The organism is Pikeienuella piscinae (assembly GCF_011044155.1).
Taxonomy (GTDB): Bacteria; Pseudomonadota; Alphaproteobacteria; order Rhodobacterales; family Rhodobacteraceae; genus Pikeienuella; species Pikeienuella piscinae.
The window spans coordinates 2,829,963-2,850,480 of record NZ_CP049056.1 but is presented as its reverse complement, the minus strand read 5'-3'; the positions used below and the strand labels follow the sequence as shown (position 1 = coordinate 2,850,480).

14 protein-coding genes are annotated in these 20,518 nt (G+C 67.5%); 7 read left to right on the top strand and 7 right to left on the bottom strand.

The features are described from left to right. Nucleotides 1–442: 442 nt before the first annotated feature. The gene (locus G5B40_RS21535; protein WP_211907329.1) at nt 443–568 is read left to right on the top strand and encodes a VPLPA-CTERM sorting domain-containing protein; all 126 of its coding nucleotides are present in this window, start codon (nt 443–445) and stop codon (nt 566–568) included. 200 nt (nt 569–768) lie between these two features. On the opposite strand, the gene G5B40_RS13490 is transcribed toward G5B40_RS21535, so the two are convergent. Both G5B40_RS13490 and G5B40_RS13485 read right to left on the bottom strand, forming a co-directional pair. Continuing rightward, nucleotides 769–3,318 carry a caspase family protein gene (locus G5B40_RS13490; RefSeq protein WP_165099554.1) on the bottom strand — a complete coding sequence of 850 codons (2,550 nt, stop codon included), beginning with the start codon at nt 3,316–3,318 and terminating at the stop codon, nt 769–771. Then, nucleotides 3,233–3,823: a peptidoglycan-binding protein gene (locus tag G5B40_RS13485; RefSeq protein WP_165093512.1), complete on the bottom strand. Its 591-nt coding sequence runs from the start codon at nt 3,821–3,823 to the stop codon at nt 3,233–3,235. The genes G5B40_RS13490 and G5B40_RS13485 overlap by 86 nt, the downstream gene beginning before the upstream one ends. A gap of 244 nt (nt 3,824–4,067) precedes the next feature. Between G5B40_RS13485 and G5B40_RS13480 the strand changes: the two genes are divergently transcribed. Then, complete coding sequence (locus G5B40_RS13480; RefSeq protein WP_165099552.1) at nt 4,068–4,685, top strand: hypothetical protein; 618 nt, start codon at nt 4,068–4,070, stop codon at nt 4,683–4,685. Between the two features lie 10 nt (nt 4,686–4,695). Beyond that, a complete protein-coding gene (locus G5B40_RS13475; RefSeq protein ID WP_165099550.1) occupies nt 4,696–6,738 on the top strand; it encodes an adenylate/guanylate cyclase domain-containing protein in 2,043 nt (680 codons plus the stop codon). Nucleotides 6,739–6,741: 3 nt separating this feature from the next. On the opposite strand, the gene G5B40_RS13470 is transcribed toward G5B40_RS13475, so the two are convergent. The 4 genes from G5B40_RS13470 to xdhA all read right to left on the bottom strand — a co-directional run bounded on the left by G5B40_RS13470 (nt 6,742) and on the right by xdhA (nt 12,705). Continuing rightward, nucleotides 6,742–8,313: a caspase family protein gene (locus G5B40_RS13470; RefSeq protein WP_165099548.1), complete on the bottom strand. Its 1,572-nt coding sequence runs from the start codon at nt 8,311–8,313 to the stop codon at nt 6,742–6,744. A 69-nt stretch (nt 8,314–8,382) separates the two neighbouring features. After that, complete coding sequence (locus G5B40_RS13465; protein ID WP_165099546.1) at nt 8,383–8,862, bottom strand: DUF1203 domain-containing protein; 480 nt, start codon at nt 8,860–8,862, stop codon at nt 8,383–8,385. 76 nt (nt 8,863–8,938) lie between these two features. Beyond that, the gene (gene xdhB, locus G5B40_RS13460; RefSeq protein ID WP_246209517.1) at nt 8,939–11,245 is read right to left on the bottom strand and encodes a xanthine dehydrogenase molybdopterin binding subunit; all 2,307 of its coding nucleotides are present in this window, start codon (nt 11,243–11,245) and stop codon (nt 8,939–8,941) included. Further along, nucleotides 11,242–12,705: a xanthine dehydrogenase small subunit gene (gene xdhA, locus G5B40_RS13455; protein WP_165099544.1), complete on the bottom strand. Its 1,464-nt coding sequence runs from the start codon at nt 12,703–12,705 to the stop codon at nt 11,242–11,244. Before xdhA ends, xdhB begins: the two co-directional genes overlap by 4 nt. Nucleotides 12,706–13,087: 382 nt before the next feature. Between xdhA and G5B40_RS13445 the strand changes: the two genes are divergently transcribed. Then, on the top strand, nt 13,088–16,183 hold the full coding sequence (locus tag G5B40_RS13445) for an ATP-binding protein (protein ID WP_165099542.1): 3,096 nt from the start codon (nt 13,088–13,090) through the stop codon (nt 16,181–16,183). Between the two features lie 21 nt (nt 16,184–16,204). Here the strand turns inward: G5B40_RS13445 and G5B40_RS13440 are convergent, their stop codons facing one another. After that, the gene (locus tag G5B40_RS13440; protein ID WP_165099539.1) at nt 16,205–17,236 is read right to left on the bottom strand and encodes an NADP-dependent oxidoreductase; all 1,032 of its coding nucleotides are present in this window, start codon (nt 17,234–17,236) and stop codon (nt 16,205–16,207) included. A gap of 167 nt (nt 17,237–17,403) precedes the next feature. Between G5B40_RS13440 and G5B40_RS13435 the strand changes: the two genes are divergently transcribed. The 3 genes from G5B40_RS13435 (at nt 17,404) to G5B40_RS13425 (ending at nt 20,511) form a co-directional block, all read left to right on the top strand. Further along, nucleotides 17,404–18,213 carry an SDR family oxidoreductase gene (locus G5B40_RS13435; RefSeq protein ID WP_165099536.1) on the top strand — a complete coding sequence of 270 codons (810 nt, stop codon included), beginning with the start codon at nt 17,404–17,406 and terminating at the stop codon, nt 18,211–18,213. A 66-nt stretch (nt 18,214–18,279) separates the two neighbouring features. Beyond that, a complete protein-coding gene (locus tag G5B40_RS13430) occupies nt 18,280–19,461 on the top strand; it encodes an acyl-CoA dehydrogenase family protein (protein ID WP_425500091.1) in 1,182 nt (393 codons plus the stop codon). A 3-nt stretch (nt 19,462–19,464) separates the two neighbouring features. Continuing rightward, nucleotides 19,465–20,511, top strand: coding sequence for a phosphotransferase family protein (locus G5B40_RS13425; protein WP_165099530.1), 1,047 nt, complete (start codon nt 19,465–19,467; stop codon nt 20,509–20,511). Nucleotides 20,512–20,518: the final 7 nt, after the last annotated feature.

Genomic DNA, 20,518 nt, shown 5'->3' with positions numbered 1-20,518 from the left:
CATGCATGTTCCTGGCCGAAACTGCGTCGGCTGATGCTGTAAAAATGTCGTGGGCTGAAGATGAGGATCGGGCGGAGCTATTGGCGAGCACGCCGTTCACCAGTCATATCGACTTCACAGCGGATGCGGCGTTCGACCTGTTCTTCACCGACTACAACCCGAATCCGTCGGGCTCCAACGTATCCGGCTTCACGTTCGATCTTCTCGACGGCGTGAGCGGCTCAGCGGTCCAACGCTTCACCAACGGCGCCGCGACCGGCTGCGTGGATGACGGCGATCCGCCTGATGCGGCCGCGCCCGTCGCCGGGAACTGCACCTTCATCACCGCGCTTGGCAATACCGGCGGCAACGCCGACCTCGCACTGACAGCGAGCTCGTCGCCGCCCTTTCCGGGTTCGCGGCCGGCTCCTATCGGCACGGATTCTACGACAGCGAAACGCCGGTGTCGGGTCAGGCGTTCTTCCGGGTCGCCGACGCCGCGGTCGTGCCCTTGCCGGCCGCGCTGCCGCTGCTCCTCACCGGGCTTGCCGGCCTCGGCTTCGTGAGCCGGCGCCGTCGCGCCGCCTGAGCGACGCGGCATCGGACTGCGAAAGCGCCGCGGCGACGCTGCCCTTCTTCATTTCGGACCCCGCGCCGGATCGCATCTGCTGTCTTCACCGCCGGATCGGGTTTGCGGCGCGAGTCATCAAGGATGACCGAAGCCGGTCAATGTCAAAGGAAGGAGCGCCACCGCACCTTCGGCTCCTGAAAGATCGGCGTTATCGGCGGTCAATAGAGGTCGACGCGGAACGGATTCGACAGCCAGTAGAGCCGCGCCACGGTCATGAGTCGCGACGCCGGCGTCGCCAGATCGGACTCCGCGCCGGCCACACCGGCCAACCCGACGATAGCGTCACGGGTCTGTGCGCCATAAAGTCCGTCCGCCTCCAGCCCGGCGCCGAGATCGTTGAGCATCCGTTGCGCCGCCATCGTCAGCTCACGCTTGCCGAGTGTGTCCAGGAGCAATTTCGCCTCCGACGCCGCGCCTTCATCTCTCAGCGCCGCCGCCTTGGCGGCCCGGATCGCGGCGTCGACTGCGTCGAAACCCGCGACATCACGATTGAGGATGATCCAGGCCGCGTTGGCGCCGCCCCAGCCGTCTCCACGCTCCAGCCCCACGTCATACCAGCGAATCGCCTCGGTCAGGTTCGGCCCATCGCCGATTTCTCCGCGAAAAAACATCCGGCCGACATTGACCGGGGCGTTTGGGTGTCCGCCCTCCGCCGCCTTCAGATACCATTCATAGGCCGCGTCGAAATCCGGCTCCGCGCCGTCGAGCCCGTTGGCGCTGACCAGCCCGAGATTGTTGTAGCCGTAGATATCGTCCCGCGCCGCGGAGGCGCGCAGATACCCCATCGCGCGCTCCGGCTGGTAGTGATCGCTCTCACGATCGAGGAAATAATAGCCCAGCTCGTTCATCGCGAAGGTATGCCCGATCTCGATCGCCCGGCCGAGGAGATCGAACCCCTCCTCACGCTCGGCTTCGTCCTTTCCGTATCTCAGCAACTGCTTACCGAGCGCGTGCATCGCGTAGGCGTCTCCCTGCTCCACACCGGCGGCGTAATAGGCGAGCACATCGTCCGAATTGCGGATATCGGCGCCACCGCCGGTGGCGATCTCGGCCGAGGCCTTAAGCTGACCGAGCGCGTACCAGGCCCGGACGTGGCCGAGTTCGCGCGCCGCCTCGAACGCCGCCCCGGCCTCGTCATAGCGGCGGAGCGCCAGCAGCGCCCGCCCCAGATGATAGTGGAAGCGCCCAGTCTCGGGCGCCCGCTCCACAGCCGCCTCGCAGGCCGCGAGCGCAGCCTCGGGCTCGATCTCGTTCGGATACCGCGCGAGGCCGACGCCGCCCGGATCGAGCCAGTCTCCGGCCTCCTCGTCACAGGAGTCGGCCTCGGTCTTCAGAGTGACGCGAATCGGGGTGACGGCGCCCTGGGACGCGACGGAGATTTCGAACGTGTCGCTGCTGTCGAAGGCGCCGGCGCCGCCAATGGCGGCGTTCCGTTCGTCGAGCGTGACGTCATAGGAAAGGGTCGAAAGATCATCGCCCGTGCTCGTGCTGGCCAAGGCGTCGGAATCAGCCGACGCGAACACCAGCGCGCCGGCGCGCGGCGGCTCGGAGACCCGGATCACCGCGCCGGGCGGCGGCGTGAAGGCTTCGGATATCAGGCGCCCGATACTAACTTCGCGGTCGAGCGGCGCAGTGAGCGACAGTTCGGTCGGCGGCGCGGCCGGAACCGGCGCCTCCGCGACGACGATCTTTTCTTCGGGGGCGGCCGCCACGCGAAAAACGAAGGGCTCGACCAGCGTCGAGCTTTCCCAGGGCACTTGCCGTCCACCCGTCGCTTCATAGACGCGGCGGCGCACGTCTTCGAGGATGCGGGTGATGCTTTCCGTCGGGCTCTCGCGCGCACGGTCGACGAGCGCGGCGGTGAACGGGCTGTTGCCGCCCGCCTCGCCATCCACCGCCAGAGCGCCGGGCGAGGTCGAGAACGAGAGTAGAGTGTTGATCGGGGCGGACATCGTCGCAAAGCCGGCGCCGGTCTCGAAAAGCGCGGCGTCGAGCCCGGTCGACAGCCTCAGGTTCGCGAACGGATTGTCGCGACAACTGTCGAGGATCACCAGTTGCAGCCGCGAACGCGAAGCGAGAAGCGCAAGGATCTGATCCAGCGTCACCGTCTCGAACGGCACGTCATGCGCAACCGCCAGCGTCACATCTGTCGGCAGGAGGTAATTCCGTCGGCCGATCTGGATGCCGTGCCCCGCGAAATAGAACAGCACCTCGGAGTTTTCGTCGAGTTCAAGGAGCACGCGACGCAGCAGCCGCTCGAAGCGCCGCTTGTCCACATCGTATTCGTCGAAGACGATGAAGTCGTTGTCACGCAGAAAGCTGGCGACGATCTTCGCATCGCTTACGGCGTTGGTCAGGTCCTCGACATTCGCGTAGTCCTGATTGCCGATCACAATGGCGTAGCGGCGCACTGCGTGATCGGACTTGTGGGTCATGTCGAGACCGGCGAGACCGCGCGTCAACTCCTTCGTAACGCTCGCGCGGATCACCTGCGCCTCCGCCGTGTTCGCCGCCGCGGCCATGGCGGCGACCGCGGCGATGACAAATGCGCCTTTCAGATTCTGACGGGGCCTCGGCATGGGTTCGATCTCCCTTGATCGTTCGGGCGCGGCGCTGGCCGAATCACCAGCCGCCACCACCACCGCCGCCGCCGCCGCCACCGCCACCGCCGCCGCCACCGCCGCCGCCGCCGCCGCCGCTACCGTCACCCAAGCGCGCGAATCTCGACGAGGAACTCGAAGAGGTTTGCGTGGGCGCCGGTGAGGTCGAGGCGGCCGCAACCGGGGTCGGCGCGGACGCCGCCGCCGGCGTGACGCTCCCCTGCGCGACCGGCGGCGGCGCGGCGACGGTCGCGACGCCGCTCGCCTTCGCCGACTGACGGAGCATGATCAGAAGGTCGCGGTTGAAATCCCCGCTCGCCGTTGCGCCCATATCGGCGCGATAGGCGGCCGCGGCGGAACGTGAACTCGGCCCGACGATCCCGTCTGCGACCGATGGGCCATAGCCGAGGCGGCCGAGCAGCGTCTGCGCCTCCCGCACTTCGATCCGCGCGAGCGGCAGATCGGCGGCGGGCTGGACGGCGGCGGTCTGGACGGCGGCGGTCTGCTGAGGCGCGGCCACCTGTTGAGGCGGCGCGCAGCCGGCGAGAGAGATGGCGAGAGCTGCGGCGGCGGCGCCGACCAGCAGTCGGGTGGGTCGTCTACGAAAAGTCATGGCGAACACTCCTTCTGAATTCGGCGGATCAACTGATGATCTGGACATATCTAATCAGGATAACCGATTATGAGTGTGCGCAACAGCAAATCACGAACAGTGATTTTGCCGCGATCCGTGAAAATGCCGTGGATTCAGTGAATCCGGCGTGATCTGGGTCACTTGGTCGGGGGTTGGCGCCCGATTACGTGCTCGTCATCAATGTGACGACGATCTATATTCGTGCAAGGACAGGGGGAAAGACATGAAGCGCCTGACGGAACTGACCCTGACTCTCCTCGTGATGTTCGCGGCGCCCGCGGGCGCCGCGGCGGCCGAAGCGACGGCGCTCATTGTCGACAGCATGGGCGCCATCAGCCCGCCCGCAGACCCACTCACCGAGGCCGAAACCGGCGCCCGGTTCGAGCTCGGACCCGACGCCGAACTGATCGTGATCCATTACGCGAGTTGCGCGGAGAGCCATTTCCGCGGCGGCGTGGTGGAGATCGGCGCGCTGGCGGCATCGGGCGACGGCGTGCTCGTCGGCGAGACCGAGATCGAATGCCCGCGCAAAGTCGCCTTCGCGGAAAGCGCCGACGCTTCCGCCTCGGTCGTCCTCAGGGGCGATGAGACGCGGACGATGATCAACGCCCGCCCGGTTTTCGTCGTCCTCGGCGAGGGTGTCGCGGAAGTCGAGATCATGCGCGCCGGGGGTATCGTCGCCACGCTCGACGTGGTCGCAGGCATGGCGCGCTGGCCGGCGAATCTCGATCCGCTCGAATCCGGCGTCGATTACGAAATCGCGATCCCCGGCGCCGGTGGCGACCGCACTGCGCCCGCCGCCGTCGCCACCGGCGCCGGCGTCACCATCATCCAGCCATAGGGCGCGCCCGGTGCGCGCGCGCCCGGTCGTCGCCGTCATGCTTGCGGCGATGGCCCTCGGCGGCGCCCTTGGCGCCTACCTGCCGTTCACCGCGCTCGACGGTGCGGCGAACGACGCCGCGGCGGCGACGCGGCAGGCGCTCTTTCAGCCGACAGGGCTAAGCGACGCGCAGGTCGCGCTGGTCCTTCTCGACGAGCGAAGCGTGATGAGCGACCGACTCTCCGCCATGCCCCGCGCGCTGATGTCGCCGATCTGGAGCGCCGTCGCGAAAACCGCGCTCGCCCACGGCGCCCTCGGGGTCGGGTTCGATTTCATCCTCGCCTTCGATTCCGCCGCGTTCCGGTTGGGCGAGGAAGCGCCGCTAGCGCGCCATGACGACGGTTTTCTCCGACTCCTGCGCGCCGAAGGCCGGGCGGGGCGGCTGGTGATCGGCCGAAGCGGCGCACTGACGCCGGCCCGGCGCTTCGCGCTGATGGCCGGGCCGAAAGGCGTCGCCCACGTCGATATCGACACCGATCCGGACGGCGTCGTCCGCCGGGTCCGCGATGCTTTCACCACCGCCGACGGCGCGACCGCGCCGACGCTCACCGGCGCGCTCACCGGGCGCGCGGCGGGTGAGGAGATCCCGATCACCCCGCCCGGGCCGCTGTCGGATTTTCCGGCCGTGGGCGTCTCCGCTCTCCTCGATTGCGTCGATGCAAAGGGCGATGCGGCGCTGGATGCGTTCTTTGGTGGCCGCGTCGTCTTCGTCGGCGGCGCTCTCCCGGGCGAGGACCGGTTTCGCGCCGCCGACCGATTCATGGATCGCGGCGCGCCATCGGCGGCCGGCGCCCCTTGCGCTCTCACCCCACCCGAGATCGTCGGTCCGCGCGGCGATCTTCCCGGCGTCTATCTTCACGCCGCCGCCGTCGATGCGCGGCTTTCGGGTTGGGCCCCAGCCCCGGCGGGCGGGCTCGCGGCGGGGCTTGCGGCGGCGCTCGCCGCGGGACTCGCCGCACTCGCAGGAATGCTGACCCGGCCCGGCAGCGCGGCCGCCGCGGCGCTCGGCGTCGGTCTGGTCGGCTTCGCCGGCGCCGCGGCGGCGCAGGAGGCGGGCGTTCTTCTCCCTGCGATCCGCCCTGGCCTCGCCGCGCTTGTCGGGTTCGGCGCCGGCTGGGCCGGGCGGCTTTTCCTGCTCGACCGGCGTGCGGCGGCGCTCCGCGCCAGTTTCGCGCGCTATCTGGCGCCGGAGTTGATCGACCGGATGCTGAGTCAGGAAAAGCTCCCGGATCTCGAAGGAGAAACGCGTGAGGTCGCGGTGATGTTCGCGGACCTTTCCGGTTTCACCGCGCTCTCGGAACAGGTCGACGGCAAGACGCTCACCGCCACCGTAAACAAGTATCTCTCGATCATCGCGGCGGAGGTCGAGCGCTCCGGCGGTTATGTCGACAAGTTCATTGGCGACGCGGTCATGGCGATCTGGAACGCGCCGGTCGCGCTGGCCGGATATGAGCGCGCTGCGGTTCTGGCCGCCGCCGCGATCCGCGACCGGGTCGCGGAGGCGGCGCTCGACGACCGGGCGCGGGGCCTTCCGGCTTTCTCGGTCAAGATCGGTCTCCATTCCGGCTCCGCGGTGCTCGGCAATGTCGGATCGGAGCGGCGGATGAACTACACCGCCGTCGGCGACACAGTGAACATCGCCGCGCGGATGGAGGGCCTCCCATCAGTCTTTCAAACCCCGATCATCCTTGGCGAGACCTGCGCCCGCGCCGCCGAAGCGGATTTCGAGATGCTGGAGATCGCGTCGATCCAGGTGAAAGGCAGGCGCGAGCCGGTTCGCATCTTCGCCCCTCTGCCGGTCGGCGACGCCGCGGGTCACGAGGAATACGCCGCCGCGCTCGCCGCCTATCGCGCCGGCGCATTCGACGAGGCCGGGATGACATGGCGCGCGCTGGCGCGCGACGACTGGCCCGGCGCGCCAGTCGCCGCGGTGATGGCTGAATTCTCCGCAACCGCAGCGACCGACCCGCCCGGCCCGGACTGGAGCGGCGCGGTTGTGATGCGAACGAAATGAGGCTCAGCGCATGGTGAAGATCGGCGTCACCCCGATCCGGTGATCGCCCTGCGCCGCCATCGCGCGCAGAAGCGTGACGAAGGCCTCGGCGTTCCGTTCGCCGCCCCCGCCCTCGAGCCATTCATGCAGCGCGACCGGCCGCTCCGCCGAGAGAATCGCGACGACGTGATCGGCCCCGACCGGATGGGTGACCTCGACCTCGCCCAGTTTCTCGAAGCCTTCGCCTGGCTGGATCAGATCCGCCGCCAGCGCCCGGTTCGCGTCGTCCGGAAAGACGAACTGAACCCGTCCGTCGGAGGCGAGATTGACGATAGTCAGGTATTCCGGCTCCAGCAGCGGGCGCGCAATCTCGAGTCCGACCATCTCGCCCAGCCGGTGGCGGCCGTCGTCCGGCGTGATCCGAAATCCGGCGTGGCGCCGCGCCGCCCAGTTGGTCAGGCGGCGAACCGCCCGCCATTTCTCGACCGCCGCGCTGATATCGGCGGCGTCCCAGGCCTCAGCCACCAGATCCGCGCCGCGATTGTCGATCAACTCGCCCTCGGGAGCATCCCAGACCAGATCGGCCCCGGCCCGCTCCGTCGCCCAAGTGCCGCCAGCGCCGAGATCGCCCGTCGCCGCGCCGCCGAGCGCATAGACGAGCGCCGGACGGTCGCCGCCATCATCGCGCGGCGCCGGCGTCGGCGCCGGCCCGGCACGCGCCGATTGCGGCACGATCGCCGCGTCGTCCGGAAGGAAGGCGGCGCGAAAACTCACCGAAGGGGTCTGGCGCGCGGCGGCGAGCGCGCGCGCTTGCGCCCGGACATAGGAGCGGAATTCGCCAAGCGTCATCGACGGTCCCCCGAACCCTTCCGCGCCCTCGAATGCGCGCGCCACGGTCCAGCTGACAGCGCCGCGCATCTGGCCCTCGATCTCCACCTCGGGGATCTGCTCGTCATCGCGCGCGGCGGCGACGAAGACGATGTTGTCGCCTGCGAGATCAAGTCCCTTGGTCGCGTCGGGTGGTTTCGGCAGCGGATCGTCACTAATCCGGCCGATGCCGCCGAAACGGGTGACGAGGCCGACGCCGCGCGGGTCGGCGGCGCGGGTCATCGTGCCGCTGTGGCAGCTGTCGATCACGATCAGCGCCCGCGCCTCCGGGCTGACCAGCGTAAGGAGTTCGCCGATCTCGTTGTCGCGAAGCCGCTCACCCGCCGGCGCGCCGTTACGGCCGAACCCGGCAAAGACGATGGTCTCGTCCATGCCGTCAGATTCATCCCCCGCTATCGCTTCCGGCTCCTGCAACCCGTGACCGGCGTAAGTAAAGACGAACATGTCGCCCGGACCCGCGCGCCCGGCCTGTCTCGCAAACGCCTGGATCACCGAGCGACGGGTCGCGTCGGCATCGACCAGAAGTTCGACCTCGGCGCCGAGCGCGGTCAGGACGCCAGCGAGATCGCGCGCATCGTTCGCCGCCCCGTTTAACGGGTTCAGCCGTTGATACTTGTCGACGCCAACCACGACGGCGTGAATATCCGCTGTCGCGGGCGCGTTGGGGAGCGCGAAGGCGAGCGCGGCGGCGATCGGGATCATCTTCATCACACGACCATGCGCGCGTCGCGCGTCCCCGCCAAGGATCAATCGCACATCGCGGCATTCGCGGCGCACTCAGGCCCGCCGCACCCGGCAGATAAAGCAGTTGTTTGTCGCCGACCGGATATCGACGAAGGCGACATCGCCGCGCGCCAGCAATTCTTGGCAATAGGCGCGAATCTGCGGAACAGGGGTGATTCTGCCGGTTCCGTAGCGGATCCTGTATTCTTCCGTGTACCCCTTCAGAAGAAACTCCTTCCGCGTGGCGACCACGGGCGGCGGCGCGGCGCTCGGCTGGCGCGGCGCGCACTCGGCGCAAAGAAAGATCGGCCCGGTTTCGGCATAGGGCTGGGGCGCAGGAAACGGCCGGTGCGCTACGATCAGCATTCCGGCGCCCCTGGGGATATCGGAAAGACAAAGCCGGCAGGGATTGCCCGAACCGTCGGAAATCGCGCGTTCCGCCGGCGCGCCGTAGGCGTCGGGGCCACCGGCGCGCAGCGCGGCGACGATAGCGGGATCGAGCGCGTGAAAGGCGATGCTGGTTCCGGCGCTCATTTTGAGTCTCCTCCCGCTGGTGCGGAGGATGGTCTAGCCGCGCCGGGTCGGGCGCGACACCCGGATCATGCGGCGCTCAGTCGAGCGCCATGAGCAGCCGCTCCGCCGTCGCCGGCGCGTCGAGCGGCCGCCACTCGCCGGCCGAAGCCATCATCGCCTCCTGCAACGCCAGGAAGGCTGAAACACCTAGCATCAGCGGCGGCTCGCCGACCGCTTTCGAGCGGCGGATCGTCAGTTCCCGGTTCTCGCCCTTCGCCCAGAGCCGCATGTTCATCACCTCGGGCCGGTCGCCGGCGGTCGGGATCTTGTAGGTCGATGGCGCGTGCGTCGCCAGCCGGCCCTTCGGGTCCCAGACCAGCTCCTCCGTGGTCAGCCAGCCGACGCCCTGGATGAAGCCCCCCTCGACCTGGCCGAGATCGATCGCCGGGTTCAGAGAACGGCCGACATCGTGAAGAATATCGACCCTGAGCATCCGGTTCTCGCCGGTGAGCGTATCGAGAAGAACCTCCGTCACCGCCGCGCCGTAGGCGAAATAGTAGAAAGGTCGCCCTTTCGCCGCCGGGCGGTCCCAGGTGAGTTTCGGCGTGGCGTAGAACCCGGAGGCCGCGAGCGAGACGCGCGCCATATAGGCGGAGCTCACCGCCTCCGCCCATGATGTCTCGCCGCCCGTCCAGCGGATCATTCCATTCTCGAAAATCGCGCCCTCGGCGCCGAGATGTGCGGCGATGCGCGCCTTCAGCTGATCGCAGGCGTCCTTCACCGCCATGCCGTTCATGTCGGAGCCGGAGGACGCGGCGGTGGGAGAGGTGTTCGGCACCTTGTCGGTGCGCGTGGCGGTGATCCGGATCGCGTCGTCGGGCAGGCCGAACTCCGCCGCGGCGACCTGAGCGACCTTCCGGTAGAGGCCCTGCCCCATCTCGGTCCCGCCATGGTTCAGCATGACCGAACCGTCCTGATAGATCAGCACCAGCGCCCCGGCCTGGTTGAGATGCGTGGTGGTGAAGGAGATGCCGAACTTGACCGGCGTCAGCGAAATGCCGCGCTTCATCACCGGGCTTTGGCTGTTCCATTCGGCGATCTCGGCCCGGCGGGCGTGATAATCCGCGGCGACGACCAAGTCATCGACGATCTCGCCGATGACGCAATCCTCGACCCGCATGCCATAGGGCGTCATGGCCCGCGCCTCGCCGGCCCCGGCGGACGCATAAAAATTCCGCCGCCTGATCGTCAATGGATCGCGCCCGAGTTCATGCGCGATATGCTGGATCATCCGCTCCGCGCCGAGGACGCCCTGCGGGCCGCCAAATCCGCGAAACGCCGTCATCGAACAGAGATTCGTGCGACAGCGGTGGGAAATGATCTCCGCCGCGGGATAGAAATAAGCGTTGTCGGCATGGAACATCGCCCGATCCGCGATGGCGGCGGAGAGATCCTCCGACCAGCCGCAATTCGCCCATTGCTCGAACCGCACGCCGAGAATGCAGCCCTCGTCGTCGAAGCCGACCTCGTAATCTACGCGAAAGGGATGGCGTTTTCCGGTCAGGATCATGTCGTCGTCGCGGTCGAGCCGCAGTTTCGCGGGCCGCCCGGTCAGCTTCGCCGCCAGCGCTGCGGCGACAGCGATCAGGGCGCCCTGCGTCTCCTTGCCGCCAAAGCCGCCGCCCATCCGGCGGACCTCCACCGTCACGGCGTTGGCGGGCAGCGCGAGATTGTGCGCGACCGCCGCCTGCACCTCGGACGGATGCTGGGTGGAGGAGAGGACGTGCATCTCGTCGCCCTCGCCGGGCGTGGCGACCGCGACCTGCCCTTCGAGATAGAAGTGCTCCTGCCCGCCCATCTCGATCCGGCCCTTGAGCCGGCGCGGCGCGGCGGCGATGGCGTCGACGGCGTCGCCCGCCGCCATGCGGTACGGGGCGGTGAGGTAGGAGCCGGCGGCGATGGCGTCGTCGATGGAGAGGATCGGCGCCTCCTCCTCGTACTCCACAACCGCCAGCTTCGCCGCCAGCCGCGCCGCCTCCCGTGTTCTGGCGACGACCAGGAAAAGCGCCTGACCGTGATAGTTGACTTCGCCGCCACGGCGTTCCGAGAACGCCAGCGCGGGCTCGTCGCGCGCCACCGGTCCGGTGTCGTTGATCCCCGGCAGATCGTCGGCGGTCAAAACCCGGATCACACCCGGCGCGGCGCGAACCGGGGCGAGATCAAGCGATAGAATGCGCCCCCGCGCGACCGCCGAGAGGCCGAACGCAAGATGCACCATCGCCCCCGGCTCGGCATGGTCGTCCACGTAACGAGCGTCGCCAGCGACATGGCGATGGGCGCTGTCATGCGCCAGAGCGCCTGTCGCCGAAGCCGCGGAAAGCGCGCTTGCGCCATCCATGCTCATGACGACGCCATCGCGAGGGGCGACGCCCGACCGCGCCCCGTCACCCGCTGGTCGCCGGCGCCGCGCTCGACAAGATATTTCCTGAGGAGATTTCCCGCGACCTTCATCCGGTAAGCGGCGGAGGCGCGATGATCGTCCATCGGCCTGAAATCCGCGCCCAGCGCCCGGACCGCAGCCTCGATCGCCGCTTCATCCAGCGCCCGGCCAAGCAGCGCCGCCTCCGCCGCCCGCGCCCGCTTCGGCGTGCCCGCCATGCCGCCAAAGGCGATGCGCGCGTGTTCGACACACCCGCCCGCCAGCCGCATATGGATCGCCGCCAGCACCGCGGTGATGTCCTGGTCGAACCGTTTCGACACCTTGTAGCAGCGCATATCCATCGGATCGGCCGGGCGCGGAACAAGGACGCTTTCGACGAATTCGCCGGGCGCGAGATCCTGTTTTCCGTATTCGATAAAGAATTCCTCAAGCGGCAGGCTGCGCCGCGTCGCGCCCTTCCTTAGCGTCACTTCGGCCCCGAGCACGATCAGCGCCGGCGCGGCGTCGCCGATGGGCGAGCCGTTTGCGATGTTGCCGCAAAGCGTGCCGGCGGCGCGAACCTGAGCCGAGGCGAAGCGTCGCCAGAGTTCGCCAAGATCGGGCGCCAGACCGCCAAGCGCAGTCATCGCCCGTTCGTGGCTGACCGCGGCGCCGAAAGAAAGCCCGGCCTCGCTGTCTTCGATCCGGTCGAGATCGGCGCAATCACCCAGCCAGATTAGGGTCTCCGGTCGAAAGCCCGATTTGGTGATCCAGAGGCCGATATCGGTCGCCCCGGCGAGAATTGTTGCTTCCGGATGCCGCTCGATCAGAACAGCGAGCGCATCGGCGCTCCGCGGCGCGATGAACCGGCCGGCCGCGCTTCGATGGTCAAGCGCACCGTCGAGCCGTTTGCGGAGCGTCTCGAGCCGCATCAGCGCCGCGTCCGCATCGGCTTTCACCGCCGGCGTGGCCCGGGCGGTCGACGCGGCGGCGAGGATGGGGCCATAGCCGGTGCAGCGGCAAAGATTCCCGGCGATCTGATCGGCGACGGACGCGGGGTCGACGGGCGCTCCAGTCTCGTATCCATGCCAGAGGCTCATGACGAAGCCCGGCGTACAGAAGCCGCACTGGCTGCCGTGACCTTCAGCCATCGCGCGCTGCACCGGATGATCGCCGCCGAGGCCCTCCACCGTCACCACCTCGCGGCCATGCAACATCGGCAGAAGCTGGATGCAGGCGTTCGCTGTCCGCCGCCGAAGCGCGCCGTCAGGGGCGATTTCACGAACGACCACGGTGCAGGCGCCGCAATCGCCTTCGGCGCAGCCTTCCTTTGTGCCCGTCAGCCCGCGCCGATAGCGGAGAAAATCGAGCAGCGTTTCGGTCGGGGCCGCATCCGGGGCCTCCACCTCCTCGCCGTTCAACAGGAATGTCAGCGTCGCGCTCATGCCGCATCACCTCGCCGCGCCACTTTCCGGCGATTGCGCCTGATTGTCCATATGTGGCGCGAAATCGGGCCGTGTCTCCACTTTTGCGTGAAGACGAATTGAGATAAGCATCCTGGACGCGAAGTCATGGAGGGGGGGCCTGACGATCCGATCACCTTGCACCGCATGCGGCGCCGAACCGGCGAACGACGCGCGTTTCTGCCATATGTGCGGCGCCGGGCTCGTCTTGTGCTGCGCCGGCTGCGGCGCGGAATTGCCGGAGGGCGCGCGCTTTTGCCCGATGTGCGGCGTCGCCGCCGCGCCCGTCGACGCCGAACCGCGGTCGCAATCCCAGTCGAATAGCGACGCGCTTTCCCTCGCCGGCGCGGCCGAACGTCGCCAGATGACGATTCTTTTCTCCGACCTGGTCGGCTCGACGCCGATCTCCGAGGAACTGGACCCAGAAGTTCTGCGCGATCTGCTCTCCGCCTACCGCCAGATCTGCGCCGAAGCGGTGGAGCGGATGGGCGGGACCGTGACGAAACTGATCGGCGACGGGCTGGACGCGCATTTCGGCTATCCGGTGGATTATGAGGACAGCGCGCGCCGCGCGGTGCGCGCAGGGCTTGAAATCGCGGCGGCGGTGCCGCGGTTGAAAGCGGACTTTCCCGGCCTTTCACAACCACTGGCGGCGCGGATCGGGATCAACACGGGGCTCGTCGTCGTCGGTGATCTCGGCGCGGGCGATCTGCGCGAAAAGCAGGGCGTGATCGGTGATACGCCGAACGTCGCCGCCCGCCTGCAGGCGCTGGCGGCGCCCGGTCAGGTGGTGGTCGGTCAGCCGACATTCCGGCTTGTCGAGCATGACTTCATCTTCGAGTCGATGGGACTGCGCGAGCTCAAGGGCGTTTCCGCGCCCATGGTCTGCCATGTCGCATTGGCCGACGCGCCGGATCGCCGCTCCGGCGCGCACGGACCGCGAACCCGTCTTGTCGGCCGCGACGGCGAGTTGACGATCCTCCGCCAGAACTGGCGGCGGGCGACGAGCGGCGAAGGCCAGACCGTGCTGCTCACCGGAGAGGCCGGGATCGGCAAGTCCCGGATTGTCGAGACCTTGCTCGACGAACTGCGCGCGGACCCGAATTTCGCCGAACTGCGGCTCTACGCGTCCTCGGTTCACACCGCGACCGCGTTCAGGCCCTTCATCATGGAATTCGTGCGCCGCGCCGGTTTCTCCGACGGGGAGCCCGCCGCTGACCGCCTGGAGAAGCTGGAGGCGCTGGTGGAAAGGCTCGGGCTCGACCCCGAAGTCTATATGGCGCCGCTCGCCTCCACGCTGAGCGTCGATCTCGCGGGACGTTACGCGCGCGCAGCCGACCCTTCGGTGGTGAATTATCGTTTCCAGGCCGCCTGCGCCGCGCTTATCGACGCGACAGCGGGCGATCGGACGCTGGCCCTGCTGATCGAGGATCTGCACTGGGCCGACCCCTCTACGCTGGAGTTCATCGACCAGTGGGTGACCGAAACGGCGAGACGGCGGTGTCTGATGATCCTGACGTTCCGCCCGAACTTCGATTGCAGCTGGCGCGACGAAAATCATCTCTCCACGCTGAATCTGAACCGGCTGAGCCGGGTGGAGAGCCAGGAGCTTATCGCGCTCGTCGCGCCAAAACCGCTGCCGGAGGAGGTCGCCGCCACCATTGTCCAGCGCACCGACGGCGTGCCGCTCTTCATCGAGGAACTGACCAAGATGGTGCTGGAAAGCGGGCTGATGGAGGAGGAGGACGCCGCATTCCGGCTCTCGCGTCCGCTGCCGCCGCTGGCGATCCCGGACAGTCTGCAAAACTCTCTGATGGCGCGGCTCGACCGGCTATCGAACGTGAAGGAGGTTGCGCAGATCGCCGCCGCGATCGGACGACGGTTCCGGCAGGGTCTGCTCTCCGCCGCGACCCATGCGCCGGAGGCGGAGCTTCAGGCGGCGCTCAATCGCCTGATCGAGGCCGAACTGCTGCACCGCTACGGTTTCCCGCCGGATGTCGAGTACGAGTTCCGCCATGCGCTGGTGCAGGACGCAGCGTATAGCTCGATGCTGAAATCGACCCGCCAGCGCGTGCACAGCCGGATCGCCGCTGCGATGGCGGCGGAACCGAAGGCGCGGACGCTGGAACCTGAGATCATCGCCCGGCACTACCTGAACGGCGGCGCGCCGGTGGAGGCCGTTCCGTTCAGCTTCGCCGCCGGACGGCGCGCGCTCGACGCCTCCGCGCATCGCGAGGCGATCCAGCACTTCACCAATGCGCTCGACCATCTCGAGGAGATGTCGGACGGCCCGGACCGTCGACGCCTTGAACTCGACATCAGAATGGCGTTCGGCGTGCCATTGCAGACCGTGCGCGGCTACGCGCACACCTCGGTCCGGGAGAATTACGATCGGGTGGAGGCGCTCGCGACCGAAATCGGCGCAACGTCGGAACTGATGCCGCTCTACTATGGCATGTCGCGTTATCACATGCTGAGCGCCAATTATCGGGAGGCCCGGATCGGCGGCGAAAAACTGCTGGCCGCGGCGGAAGCGGCGGAGGACGCGATCTTCCTGGCCGCCGGGCGGCGCATCCTCGCCTCGATCCTTTTCTACACTGGCCGACTGGACGAGGCGCGAGAGCTCATGTTTGAGGTTCTCGATTCCGGGCTCCTGGAAGACGACTACTCGACGGCGCGGCAGGTCGATGTCGTCGATTTCCGCGTCGCTGCAAACGCCTACACCGCCTGGGTCGAGTTTTCGCAAGGGCGCCCGAACGAAGCGCGCGCCTACGCCGCCCAATCGATCGAGGTCGCCGAGAGTCTGACGCACCGTTTCTCGGTCGCTTTCGCGACCTGCTTCGCCAGTTGGACGCATGAGTTCTGCGGCGACCGCGAACGCGCGCGCGCTCTCGCCGCCCAAGGGCTGGCGATGTCGCGCGAACATGGCTTCCAGTTCTGGATCGGCTGGACCGAAGTGATTCTCGCCGCCACCGGAGGCGAGCGGAAACCGGGGCTTTCCGCCGCCGGTTACGCCCGCGAGGGACTCGCGGACTGGAAGGAGGTCGGCTCACGTCTCGGTCTCAGCTACCTTCTGTCGCTCACCGTCAAACTGCTTGCGATCGAAGGTGAAAAAGACGAGGCGGAGCAGGTGCTCGATCAGGCTGAGGCCTTTATCGCAGAGTCCGGGGAGCAATTCTGGGCGCCGGAGATCCTGCGTCTCAGAGGGGTCCTTCGACGCCGTTCGCAGCCGAAAGCCGCCGAGACGCTCTTGCGGCGCGCCATGGCGGAGGCGGACGCGATGGGCGCGCGCCTCCTCGCGCTGCGCGCGACGCTCTCGCTCGCCGAAATCCCGGGGCGGGGGGAGGAAGCGAGACTGCTTCTGAAAGAGCGCCTGCTCGGCTTTTCCGCCGAGCAGGACTGCGCCGACCTCCGCGCCGCCCGCGAAATGGCCGCGCGGCCGAAGAATCTCAGCGCATGAGAGCGGCGGTCGCCGCGCCGCCTACGCCACCTTTACGATGGCCTTGCCGAAATTCGTTCCCTTCAGCAGCGAAAGGAACGCTTCCGGCGCCTTTTCCAGCCCCTCGCTCACGGTTTCCCGCGTCTTGATTTCGCCCGAGGCCACCAATGGCGCGACCTCCTTCAGGAATTCGCCCTGCTTTTCGGCGTGGTCGAAGACAATGAACCCCCTGACCGCAATCCGGTTGACGAGAATCGCCCGCCAGAGCGCCGCGGAACGATCCGGCCCCTCGCCGCCGCCGGTCATCGCGTTGTATTGCGAAATCATGCCGCAGAGCGGAATGCGGCTGAAGAAGTTCATGAGCGGCATCACCGCGGCGAGCGTCGCGCCGGCGACATTCTCGAAGTAGATGTCGACGCCATTCGGGCAGGCCGCCGCCAGGTTTTTCTTGAGATCCGGGTCGAGATGATCGACGCAAGCGTCGCAGCCGAGCGTCTCGACCGCATAGGCGCATTTTTCCGCCCCGCCCGCGACGCCGACGACGCGCAGCCCCTTCCGCTTCGCCAACTGGCAGACCATGGAGCCGACAGCGCCGGTTGCCGCAGAGACGACGATGGTTTCACCTTCCTTCGGCCGGCCATGAATGTTCAGTCCGACCCAGGCGGTGAAGCCCGGCATGCCGAGCGCGCCGAGCGCGAGCGAGGGAGAAAGCTTCGTCCCCCAGCCCTGCGCCGGATCGAGCACCGTCAGATCGGCGCCGCTATGCGCCTGGACACGCGCCCAGTTCATCATCCCCATGACCAGCGCCCCAACGGGCAGTTTCGGGTTATCCGACTCGATAACCTCCGCGACGCCCCCGGAATAGACCGGCTCGCCGGGCTTGAAGGGCGCGGCGTAGGATTTCGCGTCCGACATCCGGCCGCGCATATAGGGATCGACCGAAAGCCAGAGCAGCTTGAGAACGACGCCGCCCGCGGGCAGTGCTGGAGTCGCCGCCTCACGGATCGAGAAAGTATCCACTGTCGGCGTTCCGACCGGGTAGGCCTTTAGCAGAATTTCCTGGTTGACGGGCATTTCGCATCCTCCTGAATGTCGCGACTCGTTGTGATCGACGCCGGTCTCCGGCGCGCCCGGCTCCGAGTCAATCCCGCGTGGCAATCCCGCACGGCGGCCGATCCGCACTTGCGCCGGCGCGCGCGGCGGCTAGGTTCGCCACAAGCCGAACGAAGGGGACGGAGCCGATGAGCGTGATCGACGATCTTTTCAGCCTTGCGGGCAAGACCGCGCTGGTCACCGGAGGCGCCACCGGCATCGGTCGAATGGCGGCGACCGGCCTCGCCGGAGCCGGCGCGCGCGTGCTGATCGCGTCCCGCAAGGGCGAGATGTGCGAGGTGACGGCGCAGGAGATCAACGCGCTCGGCCTGCCCGGCAAGGTCGAAGGCTTCGCCGGAGACGTCGGCGCGGAGATCGGTATCGAGGCGCTGGCGAAGGAAGTCGAGAAGCGCACGGGCGCGCTCCACATCCTGATGAACAACGCCGGGACGACATGGGGCAAGCCTTATGGCGAGTTTCCGCACTCCGCCTGGGAAAAGGTGATGAGCGTGAACGTGGCCGGGCTCTTTTCGCTCACCCAGCGGCTGACGCCGCTTCTCGCGAAGACCGCGACGCTGGAGGACCCAGCGCGGGTGGTCAATGTCGGCTCCGTCATGGGCACCGCGCCCATCGGCGTCGGGGCCTATTCCTATTCCGCGTCGAAAGGCGCGGTGCATCACCTGACGAAAATTCTGGCGACCGAGCTCGCCGATAAACGCATCACCGTGAACGCCATCGCGCCGGGGCCGTTCCAGTCCAACATGACGGCCTTCGCCACCGCCGACGCCGAAAACCGCGACCGGATCGGCGCGAAGACCCCGCTTGGCCGGATCGGGATGCCTGACGACATCGCCGGGTTGATGGTGTTTCTCGGGTCGAAGGCGGGTGCCTATGTCACCGGCGCGATCATTCCCACAGACGGCGGCATTCATGTCGAGACCGTCAAGGACCTTTTCTGAGGAGAATACGAAATGGATATTGGCGTCAGCGACAAGGTGAAACCGCTTCTTGAAGCGGTTGGAAAGATGCTGGAGGAAAAGGTCTATCCGATTGAGGAGGAATTCGAGGCCGAAATCGGCAAACATCCCAAGGGCCGCTTTCATCACACCGACCGGCAGCTCGAAATTCTCGACTCCCTGAAGGCGGAGGCGCGCGCGCGCGGACTCTGGAATTTCTGGTTGACCGACAGCGACCGCGGCTACGGGCTCAGCACCGTGGAATATGCGTATCTCGCCGAAGAGATGGGCAAGTCCAAGCTTGGACCGGAGACCTTCAACTGCGCCGCGCCCGACACCGGCAACATGGAGGTGTTCGAGCGTTACGGCACCGACAAGATGAAGAAGGACTGGCTGGAGCCGCTGATGGCGGGCGAGATCCGTTCAGCCTATCTGATGACCGAACCGGGCGTGGCCTCCTCCGACGCCACCAATATCTCCATGTCATGCAAGGCGGATGGCGACGAATACGTTCTGAACGGTGAGAAGTGGTGGGCTTCGGGCGCCGGCGATCCGCGTTGCAAGGTCTATATCGTCATGGTCTGCACCGACCCGGACAACGAGAACAAACATCGCCGCCACTCCATGGTCGTCGTTCCGGCCGGAACGAAGGGCGTTGAGGTTCTGCGTCCGATGCAGGTCTTCGGCAATGACGACGCGCCGCATGGCCACATGCACATGCGTTTCACCGATGTCCGCATCCCGAAGGAGAACCTGATCCTCGGCGAGGGGCGCGGGTTCGAGGTCTCCCAGGGCCGGCTCGGGCCGGGCCGCATCCATCACGCCATGCGCGCCATCGGTCAGGCCGAGCGGGCGCTGGAGCTGATGTGCCGCCGCTCGCTCGCCCGCACCGCGTTCGGCAAACCGCTGGCGCAGCTCGGCGCCAATCACGACATCATCGCCGAGTGCCGGATGGATATCGACATGGCGCGGCTGCTCTGCCTCCAGACCTGTCACATGATGGACACGATCGGGAACCGCGCGGCGGCTCCCTGGATATCCAAGATCAAGGTGATCGCGCCCCGCGTCTCGCTGAAGGTGATCGACGAGGCGATCCAGATGCATGGCGCGATGGGAATCAGTCAGGACACGCATCTCGCGGACGCCTGGACCCATCAGCGGACGCTCCGCCTCGCCGACGGGCCGGACGCCGTACACCGGCGGGTGATCGCGCGGAACGAGCTCAAGAAATACACCAACGAGGCGGTCTGACCGATGGCGGCGAGGACCCCGCACGCAGCGGCGCGGATCGATCTGGAGGCGGTTGGGGCGTATCTGACCCGGAACCTGCCGGGGTTCGAGGGTCCGCTGACGGCGGAGAAGACAGCGACCGGCCAGTCGAACCCGACCTTCATCCTGAAGGCGGGTTCGGGCGACTACGTGCTCCGACGGAAACCGCCGGGTCAGCTCCTCAAGTCCGCCCACGCCGTGGACCGGGAGTTCCGCGTCATCACCGCGCTGAACGGAACGGACGTGCCCGTCCCGAAGGCGCATCTCCTTTGCGAGGACGAGAGCGTCGTCGGCGCGATGTTCTACGTCATGGATCGGGTGCCGGGCCGGATCATCTTCGATCCCGCTGTTCCGGGGGTCTCCGTCGAACACCGGGCGGCGATGTATGACGACATGAACCGGGTGCTGGCGGCGCTCCACATGGTCGATTACGAGGCCGTCGGCCTCGGCGATTTCGGGCGTCCGGGCGGCTATTTCGCGCGTCAGCTCAGCCGCTGGACCAAGCAGTATCGCGCCTCGGAGACCGAGACGATCCCGGACATGGAGGCGCTGATCCGTTGGCTGGAGGCGGAGACGCCCGACGATGACGACCGCACCTCCATCGTCCATGGCGATTACCGGATCGACAACCTGATCTATCACCCGACCGAGCCGCGCGTCGTCGCGGTGCTCGACTGGGAGCTTTCGACTCTCGGCCACCCGATCGCCGATCTCGCCTATCAGCGGATGCAGGGCCGGCTGCCGCCGGGCGAGGTCGGGCGCGGCCTCGCCGGGGTGGACCGCAAGGCGCTCGGCATCCCGTCCGAGGACGAATATGTCGAGATGTACATGAAGCGGACCGGGATCACCGCGATCCCCGAACTGACCTTCGCCACCGCCTTCGGCTTCTTCCGCATCTGCGCCATTCTTCAGGGCGTGAAAAAGCGCGGCATCGACGGCAACGCCTCCAACCCCGAGGCGGCGATGCGGATGGGCGACAAGATCCCCGGCATGGCGCGGCTAGGGATCGAGTGCGTGGAGCGGGAAGGTTGACGTTCGG

Excerpts from the sequence above, each read along its gene's own strand:
- G5B40_RS13485 (WP_165093512.1), bottom strand. The coding sequence starts at position 3,823 with ATGACTTTTCGTAGACGACCCACCCGACTGCTGGTCGGCGCCGCCGCC.
- G5B40_RS13480 (WP_165099552.1), top strand. The coding sequence starts at position 4,068 with ATGAAGCGCCTGACGGAACTGACCCTGACTCTCCTCGTGATGTTCGCG.
- G5B40_RS13470 (WP_165099548.1), bottom strand. The coding sequence starts at position 8,313 with ATGAAGATGATCCCGATCGCCGCCGCGCTCGCCTTCGCGCTCCCCAAC.
- G5B40_RS13465 (WP_165099546.1), bottom strand. The coding sequence starts at position 8,862 with ATGAGCGCCGGAACCAGCATCGCCTTTCACGCGCTCGATCCCGCTATC.
- xdhB (WP_246209517.1), bottom strand. The coding sequence starts at position 11,245 with ATGAGCATGGATGGCGCAAGCGCGCTTTCCGCGGCTTCGGCGACAGGC.
- xdhA (WP_165099544.1), bottom strand. The coding sequence starts at position 12,705 with ATGAGCGCGACGCTGACATTCCTGTTGAACGGCGAGGAGGTGGAGGCC.
- G5B40_RS13445 (WP_165099542.1), top strand. The coding sequence starts at position 13,088 with ATGACGATTCTTTTCTCCGACCTGGTCGGCTCGACGCCGATCTCCGAG.
- G5B40_RS13440 (WP_165099539.1), bottom strand. The coding sequence starts at position 17,236 with ATGCCCGTCAACCAGGAAATTCTGCTAAAGGCCTACCCGGTCGGAACG.
- G5B40_RS13435 (WP_165099536.1), top strand. The coding sequence starts at position 17,404 with ATGAGCGTGATCGACGATCTTTTCAGCCTTGCGGGCAAGACCGCGCTG.
- G5B40_RS13430 (WP_425500091.1), top strand. The coding sequence starts at position 18,280 with ATGCTGGAGGAAAAGGTCTATCCGATTGAGGAGGAATTCGAGGCCGAA.
- G5B40_RS13425 (WP_165099530.1), top strand. The coding sequence starts at position 19,465 with ATGGCGGCGAGGACCCCGCACGCAGCGGCGCGGATCGATCTGGAGGCG.